General features: G+C 40.0%; 24 protein-coding genes and 1 other annotated feature. Of the genes, 20 read left to right on the top strand and 4 right to left on the bottom strand.

Going from position 1 to position 26,744, the window contains the following annotated elements; translation table 11 throughout:
* Positions 1–48: 48 nt before the first annotated feature.
* The 3 genes from hemL to ysxE all read left to right on the top strand — a co-directional run bounded on the left by hemL (position 49) and on the right by ysxE (position 4,147).
* On the top strand, positions 49–1,335 hold the full coding sequence (gene hemL / locus AC3WR0_RS02345; protein ID WP_492550808.1) for a glutamate-1-semialdehyde 2,1-aminomutase: 1,287 nt from the start codon (positions 49–51) through the stop codon (positions 1,333–1,335).
* Between the two features lie 408 nt (positions 1,336–1,743).
* The gene (gene spoVID, locus AC3WR0_RS02340; protein WP_492550807.1) at positions 1,744–2,877 is read left to right on the top strand and encodes a stage VI sporulation protein D; all 1,134 of its coding nucleotides are present in this window, start codon (positions 1,744–1,746) and stop codon (positions 2,875–2,877) included.
* 235 nt (positions 2,878–3,112) lie between these two features.
* A complete protein-coding gene (gene ysxE / locus AC3WR0_RS02335; protein ID WP_492550806.1) occupies positions 3,113–4,147 on the top strand; it encodes a spore coat protein YsxE in 1,035 nt (344 codons plus the stop codon).
* Between the two features lie 14 nt (positions 4,148–4,161).
* On the opposite strand, the gene AC3WR0_RS02330 is transcribed toward ysxE, so the two are convergent.
* The gene (locus AC3WR0_RS02330; protein WP_492550805.1) at positions 4,162–4,353 is read right to left on the bottom strand and encodes a YszA family small membrane protein; all 192 of its coding nucleotides are present in this window, start codon (positions 4,351–4,353) and stop codon (positions 4,162–4,164) included.
* Positions 4,354–4,524: 171 nt separating this feature from the next.
* Positions 4,525–4,761 (top strand) — a binding site (T-box leader).
* Between the two features lie 73 nt (positions 4,762–4,834).
* Between AC3WR0_RS02330 and AC3WR0_RS02325 the strand changes: the two genes are divergently transcribed.
* The 3 genes from AC3WR0_RS02325 to AC3WR0_RS02315 all read left to right on the top strand — a co-directional run bounded on the left by AC3WR0_RS02325 (position 4,835) and on the right by AC3WR0_RS02315 (position 10,645).
* On the top strand, positions 4,835–7,456 hold the full coding sequence (locus AC3WR0_RS02325) for a valine--tRNA ligase (RefSeq protein WP_492550977.1): 2,622 nt from the start codon (positions 4,835–4,837) through the stop codon (positions 7,454–7,456).
* A gap of 69 nt (positions 7,457–7,525) precedes the next feature.
* Complete coding sequence (locus tag AC3WR0_RS02320) at positions 7,526–8,848, top strand: bifunctional folylpolyglutamate synthase/dihydrofolate synthase (protein WP_492550804.1); 1,323 nt, start codon at positions 7,526–7,528, stop codon at positions 8,846–8,848.
* 78 nt (positions 8,849–8,926) lie between these two features.
* Positions 8,927–10,645, top strand: a complete 1,719-nt coding sequence (locus AC3WR0_RS02315; protein ID WP_492550803.1) for a sensor domain-containing diguanylate cyclase — start codon at positions 8,927–8,929, stop codon at positions 10,643–10,645.
* A gap of 250 nt (positions 10,646–10,895) precedes the next feature.
* On the opposite strand, the gene AC3WR0_RS02310 is transcribed toward AC3WR0_RS02315, so the two are convergent.
* The 3 genes from AC3WR0_RS02310 to AC3WR0_RS02300 all read right to left on the bottom strand — a co-directional run bounded on the left by AC3WR0_RS02310 (position 10,896) and on the right by AC3WR0_RS02300 (position 12,707).
* The gene (locus AC3WR0_RS02310; RefSeq protein WP_492550802.1) at positions 10,896–11,756 is read right to left on the bottom strand and encodes a hypothetical protein; all 861 of its coding nucleotides are present in this window, start codon (positions 11,754–11,756) and stop codon (positions 10,896–10,898) included.
* Between the two features lie 63 nt (positions 11,757–11,819).
* Entirely contained in the window at positions 11,820–12,278 is a 459-nt protein-coding gene (locus tag AC3WR0_RS02305; protein ID WP_492550801.1) for a PilW family protein, read from the bottom strand.
* A 9-nt stretch (positions 12,279–12,287) separates the two neighbouring features.
* Positions 12,288–12,707, bottom strand: a complete 420-nt coding sequence (locus tag AC3WR0_RS02300) for a type IV pilus modification PilV family protein (protein ID WP_492550800.1) — start codon at positions 12,705–12,707, stop codon at positions 12,288–12,290.
* 149 nt (positions 12,708–12,856) lie between these two features.
* On the opposite strand from AC3WR0_RS02300, the gene AC3WR0_RS02295 reads away from it, so the two are divergent.
* The 14 genes from AC3WR0_RS02295 to AC3WR0_RS02230 all read left to right on the top strand — a co-directional run bounded on the left by AC3WR0_RS02295 (position 12,857) and on the right by AC3WR0_RS02230 (position 26,740).
* Entirely contained in the window at positions 12,857–13,549 is a 693-nt protein-coding gene (locus AC3WR0_RS02295) for a hypothetical protein (RefSeq protein WP_492550799.1), read from the top strand.
* A gap of 33 nt (positions 13,550–13,582) precedes the next feature.
* Positions 13,583–14,935 (top strand): G5 domain-containing protein, encoded by a 1,353-nt coding sequence (locus tag AC3WR0_RS02290; RefSeq protein ID WP_492550798.1) that lies wholly within the window; start codon positions 13,583–13,585, stop codon positions 14,933–14,935.
* 23 nt (positions 14,936–14,958) lie between these two features.
* Positions 14,959–16,617 (top strand): GspE/PulE family protein, encoded by a 1,659-nt coding sequence (locus AC3WR0_RS02285; protein WP_492550797.1) that lies wholly within the window; start codon positions 14,959–14,961, stop codon positions 16,615–16,617.
* A gap of 12 nt (positions 16,618–16,629) precedes the next feature.
* Positions 16,630–17,670, top strand: coding sequence for a type IV pilus twitching motility protein PilT (locus AC3WR0_RS02280; protein ID WP_492550796.1), 1,041 nt, complete (start codon positions 16,630–16,632; stop codon positions 17,668–17,670).
* A 1-nt stretch (position 17,671) separates the two neighbouring features.
* A complete protein-coding gene (locus AC3WR0_RS02275) occupies positions 17,672–18,886 on the top strand; it encodes a type II secretion system F family protein (RefSeq protein ID WP_492550795.1) in 1,215 nt (404 codons plus the stop codon).
* Positions 18,887–19,023: 137 nt separating this feature from the next.
* A complete protein-coding gene (locus tag AC3WR0_RS02270) occupies positions 19,024–19,455 on the top strand; it encodes a type II secretion system protein (RefSeq protein WP_492550794.1) in 432 nt (143 codons plus the stop codon).
* The gene (locus tag AC3WR0_RS02265; protein WP_492550793.1) at positions 19,455–20,210 is read left to right on the top strand and encodes a prepilin peptidase; all 756 of its coding nucleotides are present in this window, start codon (positions 19,455–19,457) and stop codon (positions 20,208–20,210) included. Before AC3WR0_RS02270 ends, AC3WR0_RS02265 begins: the two co-directional genes overlap by 1 nt.
* A gap of 80 nt (positions 20,211–20,290) precedes the next feature.
* Positions 20,291–21,286 (top strand): type IV pilus biogenesis protein PilM, encoded by a 996-nt coding sequence (gene pilM / locus AC3WR0_RS02260; protein WP_492550792.1) that lies wholly within the window; start codon positions 20,291–20,293, stop codon positions 21,284–21,286.
* Positions 21,287–21,946: a hypothetical protein gene (locus tag AC3WR0_RS02255; protein WP_492550791.1), complete on the top strand. Its 660-nt coding sequence runs from the start codon at positions 21,287–21,289 to the stop codon at positions 21,944–21,946. It abuts the gene before it with no gap.
* The gene (locus tag AC3WR0_RS02250) at positions 21,943–22,788 is read left to right on the top strand and encodes a hypothetical protein (RefSeq protein ID WP_492550790.1); all 846 of its coding nucleotides are present in this window, start codon (positions 21,943–21,945) and stop codon (positions 22,786–22,788) included. The genes AC3WR0_RS02255 and AC3WR0_RS02250 overlap by 4 nt, the downstream gene beginning before the upstream one ends.
* Before the next feature lie 108 nt (positions 22,789–22,896).
* Positions 22,897–23,925, top strand: a complete 1,029-nt coding sequence (locus AC3WR0_RS02245; RefSeq protein WP_492550789.1) for a hypothetical protein — start codon at positions 22,897–22,899, stop codon at positions 23,923–23,925.
* A gap of 304 nt (positions 23,926–24,229) precedes the next feature.
* Entirely contained in the window at positions 24,230–24,802 is a 573-nt protein-coding gene (locus tag AC3WR0_RS02240) for a Maf family protein (protein ID WP_492550788.1), read from the top strand.
* A gap of 42 nt (positions 24,803–24,844) precedes the next feature.
* Positions 24,845–25,534 (top strand): RadC family protein, encoded by a 690-nt coding sequence (radC, locus tag AC3WR0_RS02235; RefSeq protein ID WP_027320153.1) that lies wholly within the window; start codon positions 24,845–24,847, stop codon positions 25,532–25,534.
* A gap of 183 nt (positions 25,535–25,717) precedes the next feature.
* Entirely contained in the window at positions 25,718–26,740 is a 1,023-nt protein-coding gene (locus AC3WR0_RS02230; protein WP_492550787.1) for a rod shape-determining protein, read from the top strand.
* Positions 26,741–26,744: the final 4 nt, after the last annotated feature.

Below are 26,744 nucleotides of genomic sequence, written 5' to 3'. Positions count from 1 at the left end.
TGCCCTGCTATAAGGACATAAGGATTTCTAATGAAGAGAGGGAAAGCAATGCGCTCATATGCTAAATCTATTGAAGCCTTTAAGGAAGCAAAGAAATTAATGCCGGGCGGAGTGAACAGCCCTGTACGGGCGTTTAAATCAGTAAATATGGATCCTATTTTTATGGAACGCGGCAAGGGATCAAAAATATATGACATTGATGGAAATGAATATATTGATTATGTTTTATCATGGGGCCCGCTTATTCTTGGCCATACAAATGATAAAGTAGTGGAAGCACTCAAAAAGGTTGCGGAACTGGGTACAAGTTTTGGCGCCCCAACCTTAATGGAGAATGAGCTGGCAAAGCTCGTATCAGATCGTGTACCTTCCATTGAAATAATTCGCATGGTTTCCTCCGGTACAGAAGCGACAATGAGTGCACTGCGTCTTGCACGTGGCTATACGGGCAGAAACAAGATTTTAAAGTTTGAAGGCTGCTACCATGGACATGGTGATTCTCTGCTCATTAAGGCTGGTTCTGGAGTCGCAACACTAGGTCTTCCAGACAGCCCCGGTGTTCCTGAAGGGGTAGCTAAAAATACAATTACTGTCCCTTATAATGATCTTGATGGCGTACGCTATGCATTTGAACAGTTTGGTGAGGATATTGCAGGAGTTATTGTTGAGCCCGTTGCTGGAAATATGGGGGTAGTTCCTCCGCTTCCAGGGTTCCTACAAGGGCTTCGCGATGTTACCACTCAATACGGCGCCTTGCTTATCTTCGATGAAGTAATGACAGGATTTCGTGTTGGCTATAATTGTGCACAAGGCTATTTTGGTATTACTCCTGATATTACATGCCTCGGTAAAGTAATCGGGGGAGGCCTTCCTGTTGGAGCATACGGCGGAAAAGCAGAAATTATGGAACAGATTGCTCCTAGCGGTCCGATCTACCAGGCGGGTACACTATCCGGTAATCCATTAGCGATGACTGCTGGGTATGAAACTTTAAGCCAGCTGACTCCTGATGATTATAAAGAGTTTATTCGCAAAGCAGATAGGCTTGAAAAAGGAATCAGTGCTGCGGCTGAAAAGTATGAAATCCCACTTACTTTCAACCGTGCTGGGTCCATGATTGGCTTCTTCTTCACAAATGAAGATGTAATCAATTATGAAAAGGCTAAAACAGCTAACTTGGACTTTTTTGCCTCTTATTACAAGGAAATGGCAGACCAGGGTGTTTTTCTGCCGCCATCCCAGTTTGAGGGCTTATTCCTTTCAACAGCGCACTCTGATGAAGATATTGAAAAGACAATTCAGGCAACAACCACTGCCTTCTCAAAGCTTAAGTAAGTAAAAGAGCACTCGTACAAAAAGTACGGGTGCTTTTTTGATTTAAAAACCTATTCTTAAGTCCCTTAAACTTTTAGCCCAATATTGTTCTTGAACCGTTTGAAAGTGGATATTTTCTTGTGGCTCAATCGAAATCAGGTATTCATAACAAAGTTTTCTGTGTTCGGACCTTCATAACCGGATGAAAATCGTTTTTCTTGTGGCCCTGTCCCAGTTTGTTTTTTTAGAACCAAGAACTGTCCCTGCGAGGTTTTTCAATTATCTAACTAGAAATTTGAATGCTATTTTCCTAGTGGTGCGAAATTTTCTGCCCTCTATATGGCTTTTTTATCATAAAAAAAAGGAAATGTTCATAGAGTGTAAGTGACATAGTGATTTTACGTGAAGGAAACGAAAGGAGGAGTCGCTTTGTCTCAGGAGAATCAATCATGCCTTCGATTTTCTTTGGAGGAGTCTTTATGGTTCCGAAAAGGACAGGAAGTCACTGAGCTAGTTTCCATCTCGCTTGATCCTGATATTACAATTCAGGAAAATGACCAGTATGTTACGATACGAGGATCATTAGAATTAACAGGTGAGTATGTGTGCAATAATGAAAATTCAGAAGAGGAAGAGGGGGCAAACCCCGGACACAAATATGTCCAAATCGTACAGGACCGAGAAAGCGGCACTTGCCAATTCTCACACAGGTTTCCTGTGGACATCACCATACCCAATAACCGAATTAAAAGCATCTATGATATTGATGTAGTAGTAGAATCATTCGACTATTCTTTTCCTGAAAGGAGCTGCATGAAGCTTACTTCTGATTTAACCATCAGCGGATTATACGGCGAACAGCAGCATGAGAGGGAAGAGGAGAAGGTTGAAGAGTTGGCTCGCGGCCAGGAAGAACAAGCAGAGGAAGAACAAGCAGAGGAAGAACAGGAAGCTTTTGAAGAAGAGACTGCCTTAGTTCATGAGGAGGAGGCTTATCCAGTTCTTGAGGAAGAAGATACTTTTCAGGCAGAAGCTAGAAAACAAGTTACAGAAGAAGCTCCAGTGGAAGTAACTGAAATCCCTTCATTCGCGTATCAAGCATTAAAGGAAAACTTTCACCAAGACTTTCTTGCTCAATTTGCAAGAGGAGAAGAAAAGCAGGAACCAGAAACTGCAAGGAGCGAGGTAAAGCAGGAAGTAGTAGTACAAGAGCAAGCACAGCCTGAAATGATAACCGTGATTGAAGAAGAGCCTGATAAAGCAGAACTAGAGCCAGAAAGTTCATCCAGCCCTCAAATGGTTCAGGAACCAGAACCGAAAAAGAAAAAACAGGGCAAAAAGAAAAGCATGAGTCTCACTGAGTTTTTTGCAAGGAGAGAAGAAACAAACGATAGTGCAAAGCTTAAGGTATGCATTGTTCAAAAGGGAGATACTTTAAATCTTCTTTCAGAAAGATATGATATTCCCGTTCAAAGTCTTGTACGTGTAAATCATTTGGAAATAAATAAGGATGTTTATGAAGGCCAGGTGCTTTACATTCCAGTAACGATGGCAAAAAAATAACATAGAAAAGACATGATGAGCGGGTCTTCGTGCCTGCTCAACTGTTTTTTTAGGCTAATCAGAATTTATATCCATAAATTCTGAACGCATAAGCAAAACTAAGGCATCCGCCAAAAAGGACTTGGCGAATGCCAAGTTTTTCTAATGTATTACTGTGCGTGATATTCAGGTATTCATGCTGCTGTTGAATTTAACGTCTGTTTACGGTTTTTTAATGAAAGTGAGCTGAGTTTCGGTGAATAAACCAAATCGAATTGCAGCGGTCGCCCCTATTTTAAATAGTTATAATATTGAGCCTTATTTTGTTGAAGATTTTGGGAAAATCCAAAAAATTTATTCCAATAAAGGCACCTTTGGCCTTAAAAAAATTCCTCCTCAAAGAGGAACAGATTTTATTCGGCATGTCCATGAGCTTTACCAAAAAGGATTTAATAGGATTGTTCCTGTATATCCTACCCTGGATGGCCGTTATGCTGTTCTAAATGATCAAAGCTTGTATTACTTAATGCCATGGCTACCCAATGAAGAAAGGGAGGACAGGAAGGAAAAAAATCAGCAGCTTTTTCGTGAACTGGCCAGACTTCATACCTTGTCCGCCAAAGAAGTAACTGTAAAAAAGGAAGACCGTACTGAGCATTATGAAAAAACCATACAGCAGTTAGAAAAAAATCAGGAATTACTTGACGGTATGATTGAACAATGTGAAAAAAGATCCTATATGTCGCCATTCGAATTGCTTTTTTCGATGTATTACTCGGAAACAAGTCAGGCTATCCGTTTTTCAAAGGAAAAATTTGAAGAGTGGTATGAGAAAACAAAAGATCAGGAAAAGGCAAGAATGGTGATCACACACGGAAAAATATCATCTGACCATTTTTTATATGATGAAAGAGGATATGGGTATTTTATTAACTTTGAAGAGGCCGGTTATGGATCGCCTATTCATGATATGCTTCCTTTTTTAGCCAGAACCCTAAAAACCCAGCCTAAACGAAATGAAGAGGCAATTGACTGGGTTTATTATTATTTTAAGTACTTTCCCTACAAGCCAGATGAAAAGTTATTGTTTTTAAGTTACTTGGCCCACCCAGCCCCTATTCTGCAAGTCACAGAAAGATATCTTCAAAAAAAGAGAACTTCTAATGAGATGAAATTTGTTCAGCAGCTGCAGCGGAAATATTGGCACTTAAAAAATACAGAATATGTAGTCATGCGGATTAGTGAAATAGACAGTCAGGAACAAGCGGCAAAAGAAACAGGAGCCCAGTAGCAAAAGCCGGGCTCCTAAATGTATTCCGTTTGGATGGCAATAAACAGGCCAATAAAAATGATTAGAAGCAAAACATCGAAAATCGTAGGAATAAGGATGGTACGCACTGCCTGAAAAATGCAAAAAGGAATAATAAATTGAGCGCATACGGCCCTTACCTTCCTTAACCATGGCGGCATAGAGTATTTATTAAACATCCTTTTCATCAGAACACTCTCCCCCCTCAGTTCTTTCTCCTCATATTATGTATATTCCACACAATAAGTGTTTAAGCTAAAAGGAACTATTTTGCTTCAAATGTATAATATATAAAAAAGTTGGCTATCATTGTTGACTACAATCCCCTTTTTTAGGTAGTATATCTTATATAATTAAATGAAAAGGCAACGATAGGGAAGAGTACAATTTGATACTGTTTCAAAGAGAGGGATCCATTTGCTGAAAGGCTCCCAGACAGTCAGTTGGAAAGTCACCCTTGAGCTTCTTCCGCCAAAGGATATTAATTCAAGTAGTGGAAGACGGATCGAATCCGTTATCCTGTTAAGAGCCAGCCTCTTTTATATTAAGGCTGGAAAAAAGGTGGTACCGCGAAGCAAACTCCATTCGTCCTTTTATGACGGATGGGGTTTTTTTGTATTTATTTTTTAAAACTAAGGAGGAATTTCAGTGGAGACAAATGACATACAGATGCCGACAAAATATGATCCAGCCTCGATTGAACAGGGACGTTATGATTGGTGGGTAAAAGGAAAGTTTTTTGAGGCGAAAGATGATCAGGAAAAACAGCCTTACACAGTAGTAATTCCACCGCCAAATGTAACTGGGAGGCTGCACTTAGGGCATGCCTGGGATACTACCCTGCAAGATATTATGACAAGAATGAAAAGGATGCAGGGATATGATGTACTTTGGCTTCCGGGAATGGACCATGCAGGAATCGCGACTCAGGCGAAGGTTGAAGCAAAGCTACGTGAAGAAGGAAAAAGCAGATACGACTTGGGCCGTGAAAAGTTTGTTGAAGAAACTTGGAGCTGGAAGGAAGAATATGCAGCCCATATTCGCCAGCAGTGGGCCAAGCTGGGGCTTGGACTTGATTACAGCCGTGAACGCTTCACTCTTGATGAGGGACTCTCAGATGCCGTTAATGAAGTATTTGTAACTCTTTTTAATAAAGGTTTAATTTATCGCGGCGAGTACATTATCAACTGGGATCCATCCACCAAAACAGCATTATCAGATATTGAGGTAATTTATAAAGACATACAAGGTGCCTTTTACCATATGAATTACCCACTTGCTGACGGAAGCGGGCATATTGAAATAGCCACAACACGCCCAGAAACGATGCTTGGTGATACGGCTGTAGCGGTACATCCGGAAGATGACCGGTATAAGCATTTAATCGGCAAAACCGTTACTCTTCCAATTACTGGACGTGAGATCCCAATTGTAGGTGATGATTACGTTGAAATGGAGTTCGGTTCCGGCGCAGTTAAAATAACTCCAGCCCATGATCCTAATGACTTTGAAATAGGAAACCGCCACAATCTTGAGCGCATTCTAGTTATGAATGAAGACGGCACCATGAATGACAGGGCAGGAAAGTATAAAGGCTTGGACCGTTTTGAATGCCGCAAGCAAATTGTAAAAGACCTTCAGGAGCTTGGCGTTTTATTTAAAATTGAAGATCATATGCACTCCGTTGGCCACTCTGAACGGAGCGGAGCAGTAGTTGAGCCTTATCTTTCAACACAGTGGTTTGTTAAGATGGCGCCTCTTGCCCAGGAGGCTATTGAGCTTCAGCAAAAGGAAGACAAAGTAAATTTTGTTCCTGGACGCTTTGAAAATACCTACCTTCGATGGATGGAGAATATCCGCGACTGGTGTATTTCCAGACAGCTTTGGTGGGGCCACCGCATCCCGGCCTGGTACCATAATGAGACAGGAGAGGTTTATGTAGGACTTGAGGCTCCTTCAGACGCTGAGAAATGGACTCAGGATAAGGATGTTCTTGATACATGGTTTAGTTCAGCACTGTGGCCATTTTCTACAATGGGCTGGCCTGATAAGGAAGCAGCTGATTTTAAACGTTACTTCCCTACTGATGCTCTTGTTACAGGGTATGATATTATCTTCTTCTGGGTATCAAGAATGATTTTCCAAAGTCTTGAGTTTACCGGAGAGCGTCCATTCAAGGATGTTTTAATTCATGGATTGGTTAGAGACTCTCAAGGCCGTAAAATGAGTAAATCACTTGGCAATGGTGTTGACCCAATGGAAGTAATTGACCAGTATGGAGCTGATTCCCTGCGCTACTTCCTTTCTACAGGAAGCTCACCTGGCCAGGATCTTCGCTATATTCCTGAAAAGGTTGAAGCAACATGGAATTTTGCTAATAAGATTTGGAATGCATCCCGATTTGCTCTTATGAATATGAATGGAATGTCTTTTGAAGAAATTGATCTTAGTGGTGAAAAGTCCGTTGCAGACAAATGGATTCTAAATCAATTAAATGAAACAATTGAAACGGTTACGCGCTTATCTGAAAGATACGAGTTTGGAGAGGTTGGCCGTGCTCTCTATAACTTCATTTGGGATGATTTGTGCGATTGGTATATTGAAATGGCAAAGCTTCCTCTTTATGGTGATGACGAGGCTTCTAAAAAGACAACACGTTCAGTTTTGGCACATGTCCTAGATCAAACAATGAGACTTCTTCATCCGTTCATGCCATTTATTACAGAAGAAATCTGGCAAAACCTTCCGCACTCCGGAGAGTCAATTACAATTGCTAAATGGCCTGAAGTAAATCCAGAATTTACGGATGAGCAGGCAGCATCAGAAATGAAAATGCTTATGGAAACCATTCGCGCCGTTCGTAATATCCGTGCGGAAGTTAATACACCAATGAGCAAGAAAATCAAAATGCTTGTTAAAGCAAAGGATGAAACCATTCTTGCTTCGCTTGAAAGAAACAGTGGTTATATTGAACGTTTCTGCAACCCAGAGGAATTAGAAATGGGAACCGAGATGGATACACCTGATAAAGCCATGACAGCCGTGATTACCGGCTTGGAAATCATTCTGCCGCTTGAAGGCCTGATTAACATCGATGAAGAAATCGCCCGTCTTGAAAAAGAATGGGAAAAATTGAATAAAGAAGTAGAAAGAGTTCAAAAGAAACTTGGCAACGAAGGCTTTATGAAAAAAGCGCCAGAAAATGTAATTGCAGAGGAACGTGCAAAAGAACAGGATTACACGGAAAAGAGAAATGCAGTGGAAGCCCGTATGAAAGAATTAAGAGGCTAAAATGGGTGGAGGCGAATCCGGACAGGTGGATTCGTCTTTGTCTGTATGAACCTGGAATAGAGGTGCAAGATGTTTAATACTTACGAAGAGGCGCTTGATTGGATTCATGCCAGATTAAGACTTGGTATTAAGCCAGGATTAAAAAGGATGCAATGGATGATGGAAAAGCTGGACCATCCGGAAACAAAAATTAAAACGGTTCATATTGGCGGAACTAACGGAAAGGGATCCACTGTCACTTTTCTACGTTCGATTCTTGAGGCGGCAGGCTATAGAGTCGGGACCTTTACTTCCCCTTACATAGAGCATTTTAATGAGCGGATTAGTGTTAATGGCAAGCCTGTTAGCGATGAAGACCTAGTGGAGCTAACAAATGCAATTAAGCCTCTGGCAGATGAACTGGAAGAAACTGATCTAGGCGGACCTACAGAGTTTGAAGTGATAACAGCTATGTCCCTGCTGTACTTTGTTAAACTGGCAAAGGTGGACATTGTTCTGTATGAAGTCGGGCTTGGCGGGCGATTTGATTCAACCAATATCATTTATCCCTATCTTTCTGTGATTACAAATATTGGCTTGGACCATACAGCTATACTTGGAGATACCCATGAACAGATTGCTTTTGAAAAGGCCGGGATTATAAAAAAACACACTGCAGTTGTAACTGGAGTTAAAAGAGAGGACGCACTGAAGGTTATTACGGCAAAGGCAGAAGAGGAGAAATCGGCTCTGTTTCGGATAGGCAAAGATTTCTCTATTTCGGAGCATGCCTCTCTTTCAAATGGAGAGGAATTCAGCCTTAGCTCTCCATTTGGAATTCTGGATAATTTAAAAATTGGAATGATTGGGCAGCATCAGACAGAGAATGCCTCGTTAGCAGTTTTAGCTGCTCAGTACCTTAAGGAAAATCATGGATACCGTATAGGCGAACTTGCGATTCGGGAGGGGCTTAGGGAAGCCTTTTGGCCAGGCAGGTTTGAAGTGATATCTGAAAAACCGCTTGTTATTTTGGACGGTGCCCATAATGATGAAGGCATTCAGGCCTTGGCAAATGAACTTAAAAATAGGTTTAAAGAAAAAAAGGTACATGTGGTCTTTACTGCATTAAAAGATAAAAAGCTAGACAAAATGATAGCCCAGTTGGACGAGACAGCAGATAAGCTTATTTTTGTGTCCTTTGATTTTCCGCGTGCCTCTTCTGCAGCTGACTTAATGGCACTCTCCAAGTCGGAAAATAAGTCCTTTAATGAGGACTGGAAAACCGCAATAATAGCAGAAATAGATGAATTGGGAGAAGAAGATGTTCTTATTATTACAGGCTCTCTTTACTTTATTTCTGAAGCAAAACCAACTTTAAGGGAATTTTTTAAAAAATGTGACGATTTACTGTGACAAACCGTTAAAGGAGTGCTAAAATTATTGTAAAATCGTGACTATTTTACTAACAAATCTGCGGGAGGAGGCTGTCCTGTGAATATTAAGCCCATTGTAAAAAGATACATTTTACTAATATGGATTTTGTTAGTCCCGGCAGGACTTTGGTATTCCCTTCAGGCATATCCCCCGCATCTTTCAGGACATATTCCTGACCTGACGGCATTCTTATTGTTGACATGTATTGTGTCTATAATGCCTATGGTTATTAACAATAACCCTGTTTTTTTAGTGCAGTGGGTGTTATTGGCTGTATTTTTAAACTACGGACTTTTCGTTGAAACGGTTCTTTCTCAGGCTGCTTTTATCGTGGTACTTCTTAGGTTAAGAGTAGGAAGGGAAGGCTGGTTCCGTTATCTGCTTAACTCTTTAATGTTTTTCTCCGTATCCTTTGGGAGTGGAATCATTTATTATTCCATTGGCGGGGAAACCGGTATAGATATTCTTAATGGACCACTTTCCTTTATTCTAGCAGCCGTTTATGCTGTTTTAAGTTATCTGATAAATCAAATAGTTCTTTTTGTTTACTTTAAAGTTGTATATAAATATACCGAGAAATTTTTTGATAAAAGCTTATTGTGGGAAACAGTAACAGCCATTATCATCTTCCCAATCGGTTTTGTCCTGTATACCTTATACAGGGAAGTTGGAGTCTCGGCTTTATTCTTTGTTGGAATTCCATTTGCCAGCTTGTCTATTATTCTAAATCTCTACTATTCCAGTCAAAATGTTAATGAGTATCTTCAGAAAGCTGCTGAAATTGGTCACCAGCTGGCAGAACGTGTTCATGTAAATGATGTAATGGATCTGTTTGTCCAGAAGTTAATTGAAATGCTTCCTGTGGATAATGCGTATGTCCTGGATGTTGTTGATCGGGAAGAGCTTGTACTCATCAGAAGGATTGAGAACGGTAAGGTCAAGCCTAATGACCTGCCGCCATTACGAAAAAATCAGGGCATCAGCGGGATAGTCTGGTCATCAAAAAAATCATATCTTTTTTCTACAAAAAAAGAGTGGTGGCACTATGAAATTGGTTATCTTCCTACTTCTGTTGAAAGTGTAATGGGTGTTCCAATTGTTCGAAACAATGAAGTAGTAGGCGTGCTGATCCTCGCTTCACGAAAAAAACGTGCATTTGAAAAAATGCAGCTTATGATTGTCGATATCCTTTGTTCCCATTTTGCTGTTGCCATTGAAAATGCTAAGCATTATGAGATAACAAAAGAATACAGTGAACGCTGTCCGCTTACCAAACTGTATAACTACAGATACTTTGAAAGTATGCTTTCTGCAGAGTTTACAAAGCTTCATCAGTTTGAACGAAATCTGTTGTCATTGATTATTCTGGATATTGACCATTTCAAAAAAGTTAATGACACTTATGGACACCAAAGCGGAAATGAGATCCTGTGTGAGTTGGCCCGACGACTTGAAGGGCTAGCTGGCGGCAGGGGAACAGTTGCACGGTACGGCGGGGAAGAATTTGTCATCTTATTGCCTGATATGGAGAAAGAAGATGCCTATGATATGGCAGAGAGAATCAGGAAGGCAATTGCAGACAAGCCATTTACTTTAAAAGAGCATCTCGAAGAAGAAAAACTCCCTCTCCTTGTTAACATCACAGCATCTATTGGTGTTGCCACAGCCCCTCAGGATGCAGACGATTCACTAGCTTTAATAAGGCATGCCGACAGGGCTCTCTATGTAGGTGCGAAACGAGCGGGCCGTAATAGAGTTGCAGAATACGTTAAATAAAATGAAAGCCGATTCCTCTTTTGGAATCGGCTTTCCGTTTTTCCAGGCTAATCAGAATTTATATCCATAAATGCTGAACGCACGACGGACAGGAAGTCCTAGTCAGGCGAAAGGCACAGGACAAGGAAAGGTACGTCAGCTTTGCCTCGCACGAAGAAAAAGCATAGCTTTTTTGAGGAGGTGCCGATTTGAGCGTGATAAGAAAATCTAAGGCATCCGCCAAAAAGGACTTGGCGAATGCCGGGTTTTTCTAATAATCTACGGATAAACCATTTTCTGCATCAATATACCAATCAGCATTAGAATTAACACAAGTGTTGGTAAAGTAGTTCGAGAAATCGGTGTACTCCCTGATTTGGCTGTTAACAACTTTATATATATTACCTTTTATGCAGATGGCGGGATGGCCTACAAATTTTTCGATAATAGGGGTGTCTTGGAAAAATGCATCTCCCTCCACCATTAAGAGGGTATTTCCATTCATAGAAGTTATTTGCTGAAACACAGCATTTCCTCCGATTAAAACCTCAGCATTTCCATCAAGTGTAAGGCTTGTAAAATAAGCGTTCTTTTCTATCTTTAAAGAACGGCCCCCATTTATTTTAAAATTATTGGCTGTAAAGTTAACTGGACCTGTTAAAGATAAATCTTTATTTAATTTATCGTCCTCATATTTCTCATAAGTAGAATTGTCCGGTCTTACAGAAGCTTTTCTTTTTGATATTTTTAAATGGCCAATAATAGCTTTTTCCTCCTTTCCTGTTTTCCCTGTACTTATAAAATTAAGGAGAACCTCGTTTGGATTACCTATGCATGGTGGAAAGGCAGGAGAACTAATTTGGTATTTGTTACTGTCTTCAACAGTCTTGGTGTCATAAATCCCCACCTGTCTGTCGTGCAGGCTTTTTAACTCCTGACAAAAGGTAGTCTTGTTAGTTCTTGCTGCCGCAACAGCAGATGGGATTAGACTGTTAATTGCCGTTTTATAATAAGTTGCCCCCATTTCTGCAAGATCCGTAGCACGGTTGAGGTGGTCTGTTTTATGAAATTGTTTATTTGCTGTGAGGGCCATTGCGCTTAAGGCAAGCCCGAAAACAATCACTAGGGTCATCACGACCATCACTAAAACCAGTGTATAACCTTTTTCGTTTTTAATGGCCTTCGCCCTCCACTCTTAATATCTTTTGACACTTGTATTTACTTCGTAGGTTTGTCCCTGTTCGTTTTTTAATTTAATACAGATAAACAACTGTTTTTGTGATGGAGGTATAACAGTGAGATTGCCTATATCTAAGATACTGTTATCATTGCATTCAAAATAGTTGTTTCCTGCTTTAAAACTGATAACAGTTATATCATTTCTGTGAAGGGGCAGATTAGCATCAGATTTTCCAATAAAGGCTTTGTTCTTAGAAGAATCATAGCTAAGCAGGTAACTATCTTCCTTTTGTTGATAATTTTTTATAGTCGTAATCATCAAATTAGCTTCCTGCTGTAAGCTTGATTTGTCCGAAAACCGGCTGTAATTTTTCTTAGTGTCAAAAAATACCCCATATATAAGTAAAGAAACAACCATCATAATTGAAAGTACAGCAAGCAGTTCTATTAAAGTAATTCCTTTTTCGTCCCTCATAGATACAGCTCACTTTCTTATATATGTATAGGTAACAGACTTATTTTTTGTATCGCTTGGATCCTGAACGATAATTTTAAACTGAGTAAGCCCTTTGGGCGTGTCAGTAGTTATAAATCCGTTTATTCTAAATGAAGTACTGTCAATGGATTTATTAGTAGTCTTTAATATCAGCTGATCAATAGCCTTCTTATCAATCTCTGTTCCTATTGGAATATTGTTTAGGTCAGAAAGTCCTACATTTCCCTCTATTAAATTAATATATTTCTGGGCAATTTGCATGGTTCCTAGCTTTTTCTCATTTGAATGAATAAACATTGCAGACTGGGAAAAAAAGCTTAGAAAAGAAGTCAAAATAATAAAAAGCAGTATAATTGAAACCAGTACCTCAACTAAAGTAAACCCTTCTTCTTTCAGGCTTTTCCACATAATCTTTTTTCCGCCTTCTTTTAAAATCCATGTAATTATTATACAATATTAGATAGTATATCATGTCAAAAATTCCAATAATTGCTCATATTAATATAGAATTTGTATGAAAAATTTACCGGTACGTTCGGCTTATGGAGAGTGAGTAAATGGAAAATGTTGTTTTGGCCGTTCTATCATTAGTTATTTTGGCTCCCATTCTATTTTTTTTACAGCTTGGGATTACTGTTAAAGGAAAAATATCAATCATAATTTTAGCTCTTTTAATTTCTTTTATATCTGAGGCAGCAGGAAAAACATTTAATCTGCTTTTTGCCATTCCTGTGCTGATTATTCTTGTTTTCCTGTCTGTATACATAATAGACAAACGGCTTTCTTCTTCTTTATATAAAAAGGGTTTATCGCAAAAAAACCTTGATAAAGAAATACATATTGATTTTCAGTCCCGTCCCATCAACGCAATTATTGAGACTCCTGCTTATGAAAGGGAAGCCGAAGAGGGTGAGAGAGTTATTTCGCTCCATTCACCTTTGGAGAAATATGAATCTATACAAGTGAAAGAGACAGTTCAGCTGACCGAAGATTCGCTGGAGGATTTATCTTTTTTATTTGATCGCAGCATAGAACAGGATGACAAAGGCAAAGTACCGAATCACTATATGAAAACCCCATCTCAACAAGAAACGGGGCTTTCGCCAGAGGTATGGGCCCAAATGGAGGAACTTGAAGTCCTTACCACCTATGCTTCATCTCCTGCCTTACTGGAGGCTGCTGCTGGAAAGCAGGAAACAAGTTTCGAATGGGAGACACTTGAGCCTTTAGATGAAAAGAAAGTTAGATAGCCAAAATCATGGCTCGTTTAAGGAGGCGTCAATGTGAAGAAAAACAACCAGACTATAAAGCTATTTTTCGTATTACTGTTATGCACAGCATATATCTTTGCTTTTTCACATTTTGGCGTTCTAGCTTTTGAAAAGTATTATAAACAGCCAGGTGTTTTTTCTGTTGGAACGGAAATTGGACCTGTAAGCGTTGGGGGAAAAAACCGAAATGAGACGCTTACATTGATTAATCAGCAATATTCAGACTGGATGAAAAACACAAAAATAATTATTCATTATAAAGAAAAAGAAGCTGCAATTGACCTTAATCAATTCCAATTTAATTTGGAGGACTCTGTTTCAACAGCCAAAGATGGGCTGCATAATCCTCTTATGGCAGGGATTGGGAAGGACCACGCTGAAGGAATTGCCGCACTTGCGTTCCCAGGTATTGATATAAATGTGAATGCTTTTACAAAGAAACTTAACATCGTCGCTTCTTCTTTATCAAAAGGAGAGAATGTTATTAATTTAAAGGAGTTTATTAAAAACAGTGACGAGTCATCCACAATTAGCGAGTCGGTATTAACACCCAAAACAGCCCCGGATGAAGTAGTAAGGGCAGTGGGACAGTTGGCAAAGATACAGGTCCACGCCAACTCCACCTTTTCTTTTAATGATTTATTAAAGAAAGAAAGGCTAAACAATTTATCTGGAAAAGCTCTTAGTTTTATTGCCTCGGGAATATACAAAGCCATTCTTCCAACAAACTTTTCGATTATTGAGAGAAACATCGGCCGAGAATTGCCGGAATATGCAGAATTAGGTTATGAAGCAAAAATTGATCCTGCCCAAAATGATGATTTCGTTTTTTCTAATCCTAATGAATCTGACTTTAACATTGAGATAAGTTGGGATGGCAAACATCTTAAAACAAGCCTGCTCGGACAAAAACTTTATTACGAGTACCAATTAACTGAAACTGACAAACAGCAATTTAAGCCGAAAACCATACTTCAATACAGCCCACTTCTTGCAGACAACCAAAAGGAGGTACTGCAGGAGGGCTCTGAAGGATATTTGATTAGAATTACGAGGGAAATCTATGAAAATGCAAATCTTAAAAAATCAGTTCTTCTTTCAGAGGACTATTATGCCCCGGTACCTAAAATTACTGTAAAAGCTATCACTGGTGTAGTGGAGCCTGCGACAGATATTTCCCAACAAGGAACAGACGAAACTACGATAGATCAAACAAATAAGAATGCAAATACTACAGGTATAAATGCAGGGCTGGGAAATTCCGACCCACAAAGCAAGACTGAATTGCCGTCAAACCAACAAAAATCTGGCCAAGTGGAATCAACTGAAAATTTATGGGGTAAGCCAAACGAGCAGCCAAAATAATCTTTAGAACAGGGAGGAAGATCATGCTTTTACGAAAACGGCTGGGTGATTTACTGGTTGAATCAGGATTAATTAGCATGGAACAGCTTCAGACAGCTTTAAAGGAGAAAGGGAGCAGTCAAAGGCTTGGTGATGCCCTGCTCCAAAGAGGATACATTACTGAACAGCAATTAATCGAAGTTCTTGAATACCAATTAGGAATTCCCCATATTAGCTTGTACCGTTACCCGTTTGATACTAATTTATTTACACTTATCCCAAAAGAAATGGCTAGAAGGAACCTGATTATTCCTTTAAAAAAAAATGGAGAAAAGCTATTTGTTGCAATGGCAGACCCAATGGACTTTATAGTTATAGACGATTTACGCCTTTCAACAGGATTTCAAATTGAAACAGCCATTGCAACCAAAGATGACATTCTGCGGGCCATTAATAAATTTTACAACATTGATGAGGGCTTTGAAGAACTTATTGGAGACACTCTTCAAAGAGAAAACGCAAGAGAAGAGGATGTAACGGATCAAAACTCACCGGTTGTCCGCCTTGTCAATCAGATACTCTCCAATGCAGCAGTCCAAAGGGCTAGTGATATCCATATCGACCCTCAGGAGACAAAGGTGGTTATTCGCTACCGAATAGATGGTTTTCTTCGAAGCGAGCGTGTTTTACCAAGGCATATGCAAAGTGTACTGACAGCGCGAATTAAGATTATGGCCAATATGGACATAACTGAACATCGGGTGCCTCAGGACGGAAGAATTAGAATAAACCTGGATTTTCAGCCTATTGACCTGCGCGTTTCGACCCTACCAACCGTCTTTGGTGAAAAAATAGTAATGCGGCTTCTCGATATGAGCGCCAATTTAAATGATATTTCAAAACTTGGTTTCAACCAGTTAAATTTAAATAGATTCAAAGAAATGATAGAAAAGCCCACCGGTATTGTTCTGATTACAGGGCCAACCGGTTCTGGAAAATCGTCCACGCTTTATGCAGCCTTAAATAAGCTGAACAGTGAAGAAGTAAATATTATAACGATTGAGGACCCGGTTGAATATCAGCTAGAAGGAATCAATCAAATTCAGGTAAACCAGAATGTTGGCATGACCTTTGCGGCTGGCCTTCGTTCTATCCTCCGGCAGGATCCGAATATCATTATGGTTGGGGAAATCAGGGATAAGGAAACAGCAGAAGTGGCGATTAGGGCATCACTAACAGGCCATCTGGTACTCAGCACGCTTCATACAAATGATTCAATCGGTACGGTAACTAGATTGCTTGATATGGGGGTTGAGCCCTTCCTTCTGGCATCATCCCTGAGTGGAATTGTATCTCAGCGCCTTGTCAGAAGGGGATGCCGGGATTGTATGGAAGTCCATGAACCATCAAAGCGGGAACAGGAGATTTTTTTGCGAAGAGGAATAAAAATTGACAGGATTAGCCGGGGCAGAGGCTGTTCTTCCTGCAATATGACGGGCTATAAGGGAAGAATTGCCCTTCATGAGGTTCTGATTTTAAATGATGAAATTAGACGGGTTATTATGAACGGGGATTCACTACAAACCCTTCGAGAGCTTGCTGTGAAAAATCAAACCATTTTTCTTATCGATGATGGCTTGTTAAAAGTCAAGCAGGGTTTAACAACAACAGAAGAAGTGCTTAGGGTTGCAACCCTGGAGTAGGAGTAGGGAAAAATGAAAGAAAAAATAGACTTAATCTTGAGAGCGGCATTTGAATTTAAGGCATCCGATATTCATCTGACAGTTGGGGTGCCTCCAATCATGCGTATTAACGGGGAACTGAAGCGCTATGGGCAGGAGGCTCTCAAGCCGGCAGATACCGAAGAGATGGCCCGTGCAATCGTTCCAGCTAATATGTGGGAGGTATTTAAGGAGAAGGGGGAACTAGACTTTTCATATGGCCTGCCTGGGGTTTCCCGTTATCGTGTGAATACGTACCATCAGAGGTCTTGTGTATCGATGGCACTGAGAATTGTGCCTTCTACAATCCCAACCATTGAAGATTTGAATATGCCAGAAACGTTGAAAAAAATTGTGGAAAAGCCACAGGGCCTGCTTTTAGTAACAGGACCAACGGGCAGTGGAAAATCAACCACACTAGCAGCAATGATTAATTATATGAATCAGTCAATGCGTAAGCATATCATCACACTTGAAGATCCGATAGAGTACCTGCATAAACATGGACAATGTATTATAGACCAGCGGGAAGTGGGATTTGATACGAAAAATTTTGCCAATGGCCTAAGGGCGGCTCTAAGGCAGGACCCGGATGTCATCCTTGTCGGAGAAATGAGAGACCTTGAAACCATCCAAACAGCCATAACGGCAGCAGAGACAGGCCATTTGGTTCTTGGAACACTTCATACTTCAAGCGCTCCTGCAACAATTAATAGAATTATAGACGTCTTTCCGCCAGCACAGCAGCCGCAAATCCGGATTCAGCTTGCAACAGTACTTGTAGGCATTATCTCTCAAAGGCTATTTCAAACAGCGGACAGGCAGGGAAGAAGAGCTGCAACGGAGATTATGATCAATAATCCAGCCATTTCCAACCTGATTCGGAATGAAAAAAATCATCAGATTCCAAGCATCATGCAAACATCCCGAGCCCAGGGAATGCATACACTTGATACAAGCATTAAAGATCTAGTGGAAAACGGAATTGTTACCAGGGATGCTGCACTGCCATTTCTTCAGGAGAAGATGAGCTAATATGGCCAGGTTTAAGTATTCCGGTAGAGATAAAAGGGGAAAACGCCAGGGAACGATTAACTCAAGCTCAAGACGCGAAGCGCTTCTAAAGCTGAAAGAGGAAGGCATTAGGGTTAGTGACATCACCGAAATTCCTGAATCGATCTTAACAAAGGATATAACTTTCGGTAATCCAGTAAAGCTAGAACACTTTGTTATTTATCTAAGACAATTTTCAACTCTCCTTAAAGCGGGAGTAACTGTGGTTGATGCTACTGCTATCTTGGCTGAGCAGACAGAAAGCAAGGCTCTTAAGAAAGCATCAATAGGCATCGAGCAGGACCTGAGAGAAGGAAACCCGCTTTCTGAGGCAGTAAGAAGACATAAAAAAATATTTTCACCGATATTTGTGAGTATGATTAAAGCTGGTGAAGCAGGCGGAAACATGGACGAAACACTGGAACGTTTGGCCGGGCATTTTGAAAAACAGCATCATACACGCCAAAAAATTATTTCTGCCTTGACTTATCCGCTTGTCATTGGATTTATTGCCATTGCAGTTGTCATTTTTCTTCTCGTTTCAATTGTCCCGACCTTTGTGAAAATGTTTGCGGATATGGGGGGAGAGCTTCCTGCCATTACAAAGTTTGTTCTAAATGCAAGTGGCTTTATGCAAAAGTTTTGGTGGCTGCTTGCCCTCTTAATGGTTCTGTTTTCAGTGCTCATCGTCTACATGAGAAAAAGCAAGGAAACTAAGTTTTATCTGGATTACGCAGCGTTGAGGATACCTATTTTCGGAAAAATGCTTCAAAAGGCTGTTCTTGCGAGGATGACGAGGACACTAAGCTCCCTGTTTTCAAGCTCGGTCCCCATTCTTCAGGCAATGGCAATCGTTGAGGAGGTTGTCGAGAATGAAGTGATTGCAAGAGTGATTCGAGATTCAAGGGACTCATTGGAAAAGGGACTGTCGATGACCCTTCCGATGAAGCGCCATTGGGCCTTTCCTCCCCTTGTTACCCAAATGATATCCATTGGAGAAGAATCAGGTTCACTGGACAGTATGCTGGATAAGATAGCAGACTTTTACGAAAAAGAAGTGGATATTGGAACCGATCGATTAAAATCATTGATTGAACCTATTATGATTGTGGTCCTAGCAGGTCTTGTCGGCTTAATTGTGACATCCATCATGGTGCCAATGTTTGATATGTTCAACCAATTTGACAAGAAATATTAAAACAGTATATTTTATAGCAAATTTTAATAAAAACAGACAATATTTAGCATATTGAAGTTCCCTTTATACTGACAAATTTAGTATAATCAAAGGGTACATACTAATAGGTTAAAAGAACCATAGGGAGAGTGATAAATTTGTTGATAAGCTTGCAAAAGAAAATGAAAGAACAAAAAGGTTTTACACTTGTTGAACTATTGGCCGTTATTGTTATTTTGGGAATTATCGCTGCAATTGCAGTGCCGTCGATTGGGAATGTAATTAACAGATCTAAAGATAAAGCAACGGTACAAGAAGGACTTCAAATCGTAAACGCGGCAAAAATGTATGTCGCAAATAATGGTACTTTAACTTTTGATATTAATGGTAATACGACAATAACTCAGACTAATCTTACTCAATACCTAGATCATGTAAAGGCAGCTGCTTTTACGGTTACAGTAAACAAAGATGCAAATGGAAAGTTGAGTTATTCATTGAGCGGTGGACATCCTGCCATTCCAATCGCAAACACTACTGCAGGTCAGACTTCAGCATCGGAACAACAGCTAATTAGTGCAGCTGAATAATGATTTATTTTCTAGTTAGTTTATACGGTCTCCTCTTCGGCTCTTTCTTTAATGTAGTGGGCCTAAGGGTGCCGTTAAACCAGTCAATTATCAAACCACGTTCTGCTTGTCCGAAATGCGGACATCAGCTTCGCTCATGGGAATTGATTCCGGTAGTTTCATATGTAATCCAGAGGGGGAAATGCCGCGGCTGTGGGTCGCGAATTTCCCCCATTTATCCGATTACAGAGTTAATAACCGGAATCCTTTTTGCTCTTGCTCCCTTTTTCGTAGGCTGGGGAAGTGAGCTTATTGTTGCCTGGACGTTTATCTCCCTATTTATGATTATATTTGTCTCAGACATTCACTATATGCTGATACCCGATAAAATTCTGCTTTTCTTTGCAGGAGTTTTTTTATTAGAGCGCTTTATTTGGCCTCTTACTCCCTGGTGGGATTCTCTGCTCGGAGCGGCTGCCGGTTTCTTACTCTTGGCTTTAATTTCGTTTATAAGTAAAGGCGGTATGGGCTTTGGGGATGTTAAACTGTTTGGCTTGATTGGCTTGGTGGTTGGCACCAAACTGATGCTGCTTTCCTTTTTTCTCGCCACATTATTCGGTGCTGTGTTTGGGATTTTAGCCCTCCTCCTTAAGCTAGTAAAGAAAAGGGAGCCTATTCCATTTGGTCCGTTTATAGCAATCGGAACACTAACTGCTTATTTTTACGGAAACCAGCTTATAGAGATGTATTTACAATTTATTACTAATGGATTGTAAAGAAATACTGTTAAGCTTTCTAGATTCAGAAACGCAATTCGAGGGAAATATCTGATTTGCAAAATTAAGGGGTAGTCATTATGCATTTTTCACTCCAATTACGAAAAAATCGTATAGCTAACATTATATTAAATGACCATTCCATTCGTTATGTAGAATTGAAGCAATCCCATCCTCCAGCTGCCCAAAGGTGGGGAGAACGATTTCTTCCGCCGGGCATTATTTCAGACGGTAAAATTACTGATCTGGACGCACTTGAAAACATTCTGGATGAGTGTATAGAAGACTGGAAACTCCACAAGCGTCAGGTCCGATTCCTAGTCCCTGATTCTCTTGTTATTATCAGAAAAGTAGCTATACCTGCAGATGTGGAAGAAGACGAGTATAGAAGCTATCTTTATTTGGAGCTAGGGTCAAGCATTCACCTTCCCTTTGAAGATCCGGTTTTTGATATTTTCCCACTTTCAAACGAGGGGCAGCAAAAAGAAATTTTGCTTTTTGCATCTCCTGAAAAATCTGTGATGGAGTATGCCGATCTGTTTTCATCTCTTAAACTGAAACCCATTGCTGCAGACATTTCGCCATTGGCTGTATACAGAATCTATCACTCGCTCGACCTTGCAAGAAACGGGGAAAGGCTTTTCCAGGTCCAATTCTCGCTAACACAGGTGACGATGAGCATTTTTGCAGATCAAATTCCACAGTTTATGCGGCATTTCCCTTTGGATTTTGATTGGGAAAAGTGGTCTATTCAAATGGATTCTGAAGAAACCAGCAGTTATAAATATAACGGGGATCTAGAGGTATTAAAGCTTCAGTTAGAGGAAATCTTCAGGGAAATGACTAAATTGATGGATTACTATCGTTATTCTCTTCACAATGGCAAGGAAGAAGTCACAAAAATCCTTTTGACAGGAGACCATCCTATGCTGGATTTAATAATTGAGGAGATGAATCATCGTTATGAGATTCCTGTACAAACTCTTGCTGCAGAATCCTTATCAACTAACAGGACTAAGAGCTTACCATCATCCCAATTTCTGGGTTTGGGTCTTGCATTAAAAGAGGTGGAATAAATGCTTGTCGAAATCAACCTGCTTCCAAGGAAGGAAAAAAGGAACTCAGCTTTTATTCTAGCTGTATCAATTTTAGCCAGTTTCTTTTTGATAGCTGCTTGTTTGTTTATCTGGAAGGTCTACACTATTGATCAACAAGCCAGCCAAATTAGCAGAGAAACAGCACGCACTGAGCAAATAACTACAAAGCAGCAAAAGTCAGTCTCTGCTTTTGAATCCTCTAATTCTATTACAAAGCTGGAAACCTCTGCTGACTGGGTAAAAAAATATCCAATAAAAACAGTTCCATTATTGAGAATTTTGACCGCTATGCTTCCTGATAGAGGATTTATCCAAAATTTCGCCTATGATGAAACAGGAATTCTCTCTCTTACTATCCAGTTTGATACAAGCCAGGAGGCAGCTTACTATCTTGCCAGAATGAATGGTGCGGAATGGATTAAAGAGGCAAATCTCAAGTCACTGTCTGCGCAGGACACTTCCACTCAGCAAACGGCAGGTTCTGCTGTTTCAGACACTCAAAATGACACTGAAATAGAATCGTACTTGCCTCGTTTTCTTGGAGTTTATGAAATTAAATTGGATAGGGAAGCAGCCAAAAAGAATGATGTCATCAAATGGGAAGGTACGCCAGCATCAGAAGGAGACAGCAGCAAATGAAATTTTATTTCTCAAAAAAAGAAAAAATGATAATGTCTGCTCTCTTTATATTGCTAATAGCTTTTGTGACTTTTGGGTATATATTGTTTATTCAGCCAGCAAAGGCGGATCTTCAAATAAAACAGCAATCGCAGCAAACACAAAAGCAGCTATTAAACGTCGTATTGGAAAAAAGGGCAAGCGTGAAAAATAATACAGTTAAAAGCACTACTGAGCTGCAGAAATTGCTGCCTGTAAAGCCTTTTGAGGAACAGCTTGTTTTGGATCTGGGAAAAGCTGAGGTCGTTTCGAACAGCACAATAAAAACAATGGCCTTTAGCGAAGGATCAGGGGCTCTAAGTCAGGGTAATAGTGGACAGGAAACAGCAACAAATAGTACTGCTGACCCTGCATCAAATAATGCGAGCACCACACAGTCAACTACTGTATCCGGCAATCTGGTAGTGGCGCCAAATACAACCGTACAAGGTCATTCATCTAATCAACAGCAATCAAACACTTCTCTTCCAGATGGAATTAAAAAGATAACTGTTGATATGAATATAGAATCTCCTACTTACGAAGACCTTGAGAAATTCCTGACAACCCTGGAAAATCAAAAAAGGATCATCGTTATTGAAAAAATCAATTTCACTGGCACAAAAGAAATTACTAGTCTTGAGGATACAGAGGGGCCCTTAAATTATAATGTAACGTTTTCTGCCTTTTATATGCCCGGGTTAAAAGACCTGGGGGACGGGATTCCAAAATTTGATATTCCTCCCCAGTCAAACAAACGAAATCCTCTCAGCAAGTTTGCAGATACGCATAACCCGGAACAGAAAGGTTCGCAGAATAACTAATAATATGACGAAATCATTCGATAACAGGACGACAAAAGTCTTGTTATTTTTTTTTGCCCTTATGGTAGGATGAAACAAAACTAGCCGGTTAGAAGAGGGGGGATAAGAATGGACAAGCCGAAAAATAACAGGATTATCATTAAATTAAATGGCAATGAGCAAAGCTACATAGAAAATAAAAAAGAACCAGACGAGGATTCCATTGAAACGGGCAGTCCTGAACCCGGTTATCTGGAAACTGCAGCTGGGGAAGCAGCAGAAGAAAGCTTTGATTGGATTCTTCCAGAGATAAACCAAAATGATATAGAAGAAATAAAAACGGTTAAACCAGAAAAGAAAAAAGATCACAATTTTAATCAGTTGATATTCAATCCCGGCAAAAAAAATAAGGGCTTTCTAAAATCAATTCTATTGGCATCAATTTTCGCCGTTCTTCTTGGGACAAGTTTTGGTATTGTGATGCTTAAATTGGTTCTGACAAATCACAGCAATCCAAATGGTACGGAGACGATTGAAGCGGTAGCACAGCCAAACACAGTTGAAAACCCAGCACCTGCTAAAAATGTATACATATTCAGCCCGATATCACTATTTGTTGTTCAGGAAGGTGTCTACTCTTCCAAGGAAACTGCCAACAATGCCGCTGATCTAGCAGAGCAAAAAGGGGTTGCTTCCATTGTGGATGTGTTGAATGGAAAAACTTATCTGTTTCTAGGAGTGGCTGGAAGCATTGAAGATGCTAAAAAACTTGGAGGCTTATACCAGGAAAAGGGTGTAGATTTTTATGCAAAAACATTGGAAACTCCGGAAAAAGAGTTAAAGAATTTGTCTTCAGATGAAAAGACTTTTCTAAAATCAGTACCTGTCCTCTTTAACGGTTTATCAGCAGCTTCCTCAAGCGTGCTAATTAATCAATCTTTATCCAAAGAAGCGGCAGCTAATCTTGAAGGAATTCAAAAAGTAACAGAAAAAGCTGCAGAACTAAAAATTGATGGTGAGGCTATTAAGCAGTTAAGAAAAGAATTGACAGCAGCTTCAGAAAAAATGAAGTCTTTTCAAAAGGACGGGGAGAATAAACAGGCTGCAAGCGCACAACAGCATTTATTGAACTCACTTGCAATAATCTCTTCAATATAAGTAGGTTTCGACAAATTATTTTCCGGGGAATGATGGCCGTCTTTAATAGGACGGTCTTTTTATGTTTAAAGAATAATATGGATACCTTATCAATACTGCCTAGCCTTTTAAAAAGTAGAGTAAAGTTCACTTATCATTGGATTTCTTAACGATTAATTCTCTTCTGTTTAGACAATGGAAGAAGATGTTTGGCATAATTCGACATTATTTTACCAACTTTAATTGATATAAATTGTTTGATGAGTGAAAGTCTGATACGATTAAAATGTATCTCCCTAAAACGAATAAAAGGTATGGTGATGGAATGCATAACCTCATTTTAGCCTCTTCTTCTCCCCGGCGAAAAGAGCTCCTAGAAAATCTCCAATTACAGTTTATTACCTCCAGCAGTGAAGTGGATGAAAGTTTTGAACCAGGCCTACCGCCGGAAAAAGTAGTTGTAGAATTGGCCCAACGGAAGGCAACTGTTGTTTTCCGAGAGTATCCTGATTCGTATGTAATAGGTTCCGACACCATTGTTTCAGCCGATGGAAAAATTCTTGGCAAACCAAAGGATAAAGCCGAAGCCTTTCAAATGCTAAGGCAATTATCCGGAAAAAGCCATAATGTTTACACAGGGGTTTCGATTATTGCTCCTGAAAAGTCTGTTGCTTTTTATGAAAAAACGGAAGTTATATTTTGGGAGCTGAGTGATGAAGAAATAAACTGGTATGTGCAGAGTGGGGAACCGTTTGATAAAGCTGGCTCCTATGGCATTCAGGGTCTAGGCAGCATGTTTGTTAAGCAAATTTCAGGTGACTACTTTGCGGTGGTGGGGCTTCCTGTTTCCAGGACCATTCGTGAATTGAAAAAAGCCGGTTTTCAGCTGCCATACTAACTATTTGTACATTTAATGGCTCCCGTAAAGGGAGGAAAAAAAATGAATGCAAATACGCTTATGATCCGCGACTTCCCCCAGGATGAGAGACCTAGAGAAAGATTTATTCAGCACGGCCCTTCTAGCCTTTCAAACAATGAGTTAATTGCCCTTCTGCTTAGGACTGGAACAAAGGATGAGTCTGTCCTTCAATTGTCGAATCGCCTGTTGACCCAATTTGAAGGCTTGCGTCTTTTGAAATCCGCCACCCTTGAAGAAATAACAGAAATCAAAGGAATAGGAATGGCTAAGGCAATTCAGCTTTTGGCGGCTGTAGAATTGGGCCGAAGAGTAGCGAATTTATCGTATAACGATCGATTTGTTATCCGTTCCCCTGAAGATGGAGCCAAGTATGTCATGAATGATATGCGTTTCCTATCACAGGAGCATTTTGTCTGTCTTTATTTGAACACCAAAAACCAGGTCCTTCATAAACAAACCATCTTTATTGGAAGCTTAAATGCCTCGATTGTTCATCCTCGCGAGGTTTATAAAGAGGCAATTCGGCGGTCTGCTGCCTCCATTATCTGTATCCATAATCATCCTTCAGGAGATCCCGCTCCGAGCAGAGAGGATATTGAGGTTACCAAGAGGCTAGCCGAATCAGGGAAAATTATCGGGATTGATTTACTTGATCATTTAATAATAGGTGAGAACAAATTTGTAAGTCTTAAAGAAAAAGGCTATTTATAATGCTATGTTTTTGATTGATGTTGCGTTATAATATTGTTTATGATTTTTCGGGGATATTACACACCGGATTAACTTATTTTATACAAAATTAACGTTCCGCTTCCGTGAGTGGAGAAATGGACTAATTTATCATTAAACCTTATCGCAAATAATGCATTCGTATCAGAAAGGGAGATACAATTTATGTTTGGAATTGGAACTAGAGATCTGGGTATTGACTTAGGCACAGCCAATACTCTCGTATATGTAAAAGGAAAAGGGATTGTTTTAAGGGAACCGTCAGTGGTGGCACTTCAAACAGATAACAAAAACATCGTAGCAGTTGGAAACGATGCTAAAAATATGATTGGCCGTACTCCAGGAAATATAGTCGCTTTAAGGCCGATGAAGGATGGAGTCATTGCAGATTATGAAACTACTGCTACAATGATGAAGTATTACATTCGCCAGGCTACCAAAAACAAAGGATTGTTTGCAGGTAAGCCTTATGTAATGGTTTGTGTTCCATCAGGAATTACTGCAGTTGAAGAAAGAGCAGTTATTGATGCAACCAGACAGGCTGGAGCTAGAGATGCATTTACTATTGAAGAACCGTTTGCCGCAGCAATTGGTGCAAATCTTCCTGTTTGGGAACCAACTGGCAGCATGGTTGTTGATATTGGCGGAGGTACAACTGAAGTAGCAATCATTTCTCTTGGCGGCATTGTAACCAGCCAGTCTATTCGGATAGCCGGAGATGAAATGGATGATGCTATCGTCCATTATATCCGTAAAAATTATAATCTCATGATTGGTGACAGAACTGCTGAAACCATTAAGGTTGAAGTGGGCTCTGCCGGAGATGCTGAGGGTATTCCAAATATGGATATACGCGGGCGCGACCTATTGACGGGACTTCCAAAAACAATTGAGATTACAGCAAAAGAAATTGCGGCTGCTCTTCGTGATACTGTATATGCAATTGTGGACGCGGTTAAAAACACATTGGAAAAGACTCCGCCTGAACTTGCTTCTGATATTATGGACCGAGGCATTGTTCTGACTGGCGGTGGTGCGCTTTTGCGGAATTTGGACAAGATTATTGCTGACGAAACAAAAATGCCTGTCCTGATTGCCGAAAATCCATTGGATTGTGTAGCCATTGGAACAGGAAAGGCACTTGACCATATCAACTTATTTAAAACAAAAGCGAAAGACTCTCGATAAAAGA

It is taken from the genome of Neobacillus sp. FW104-15D2 (genome assembly GCF_058790155.1).
Note: the sequence above shows the minus strand (reverse complement) of the source record. Positions and strands in the feature narration are given on the sequence as shown.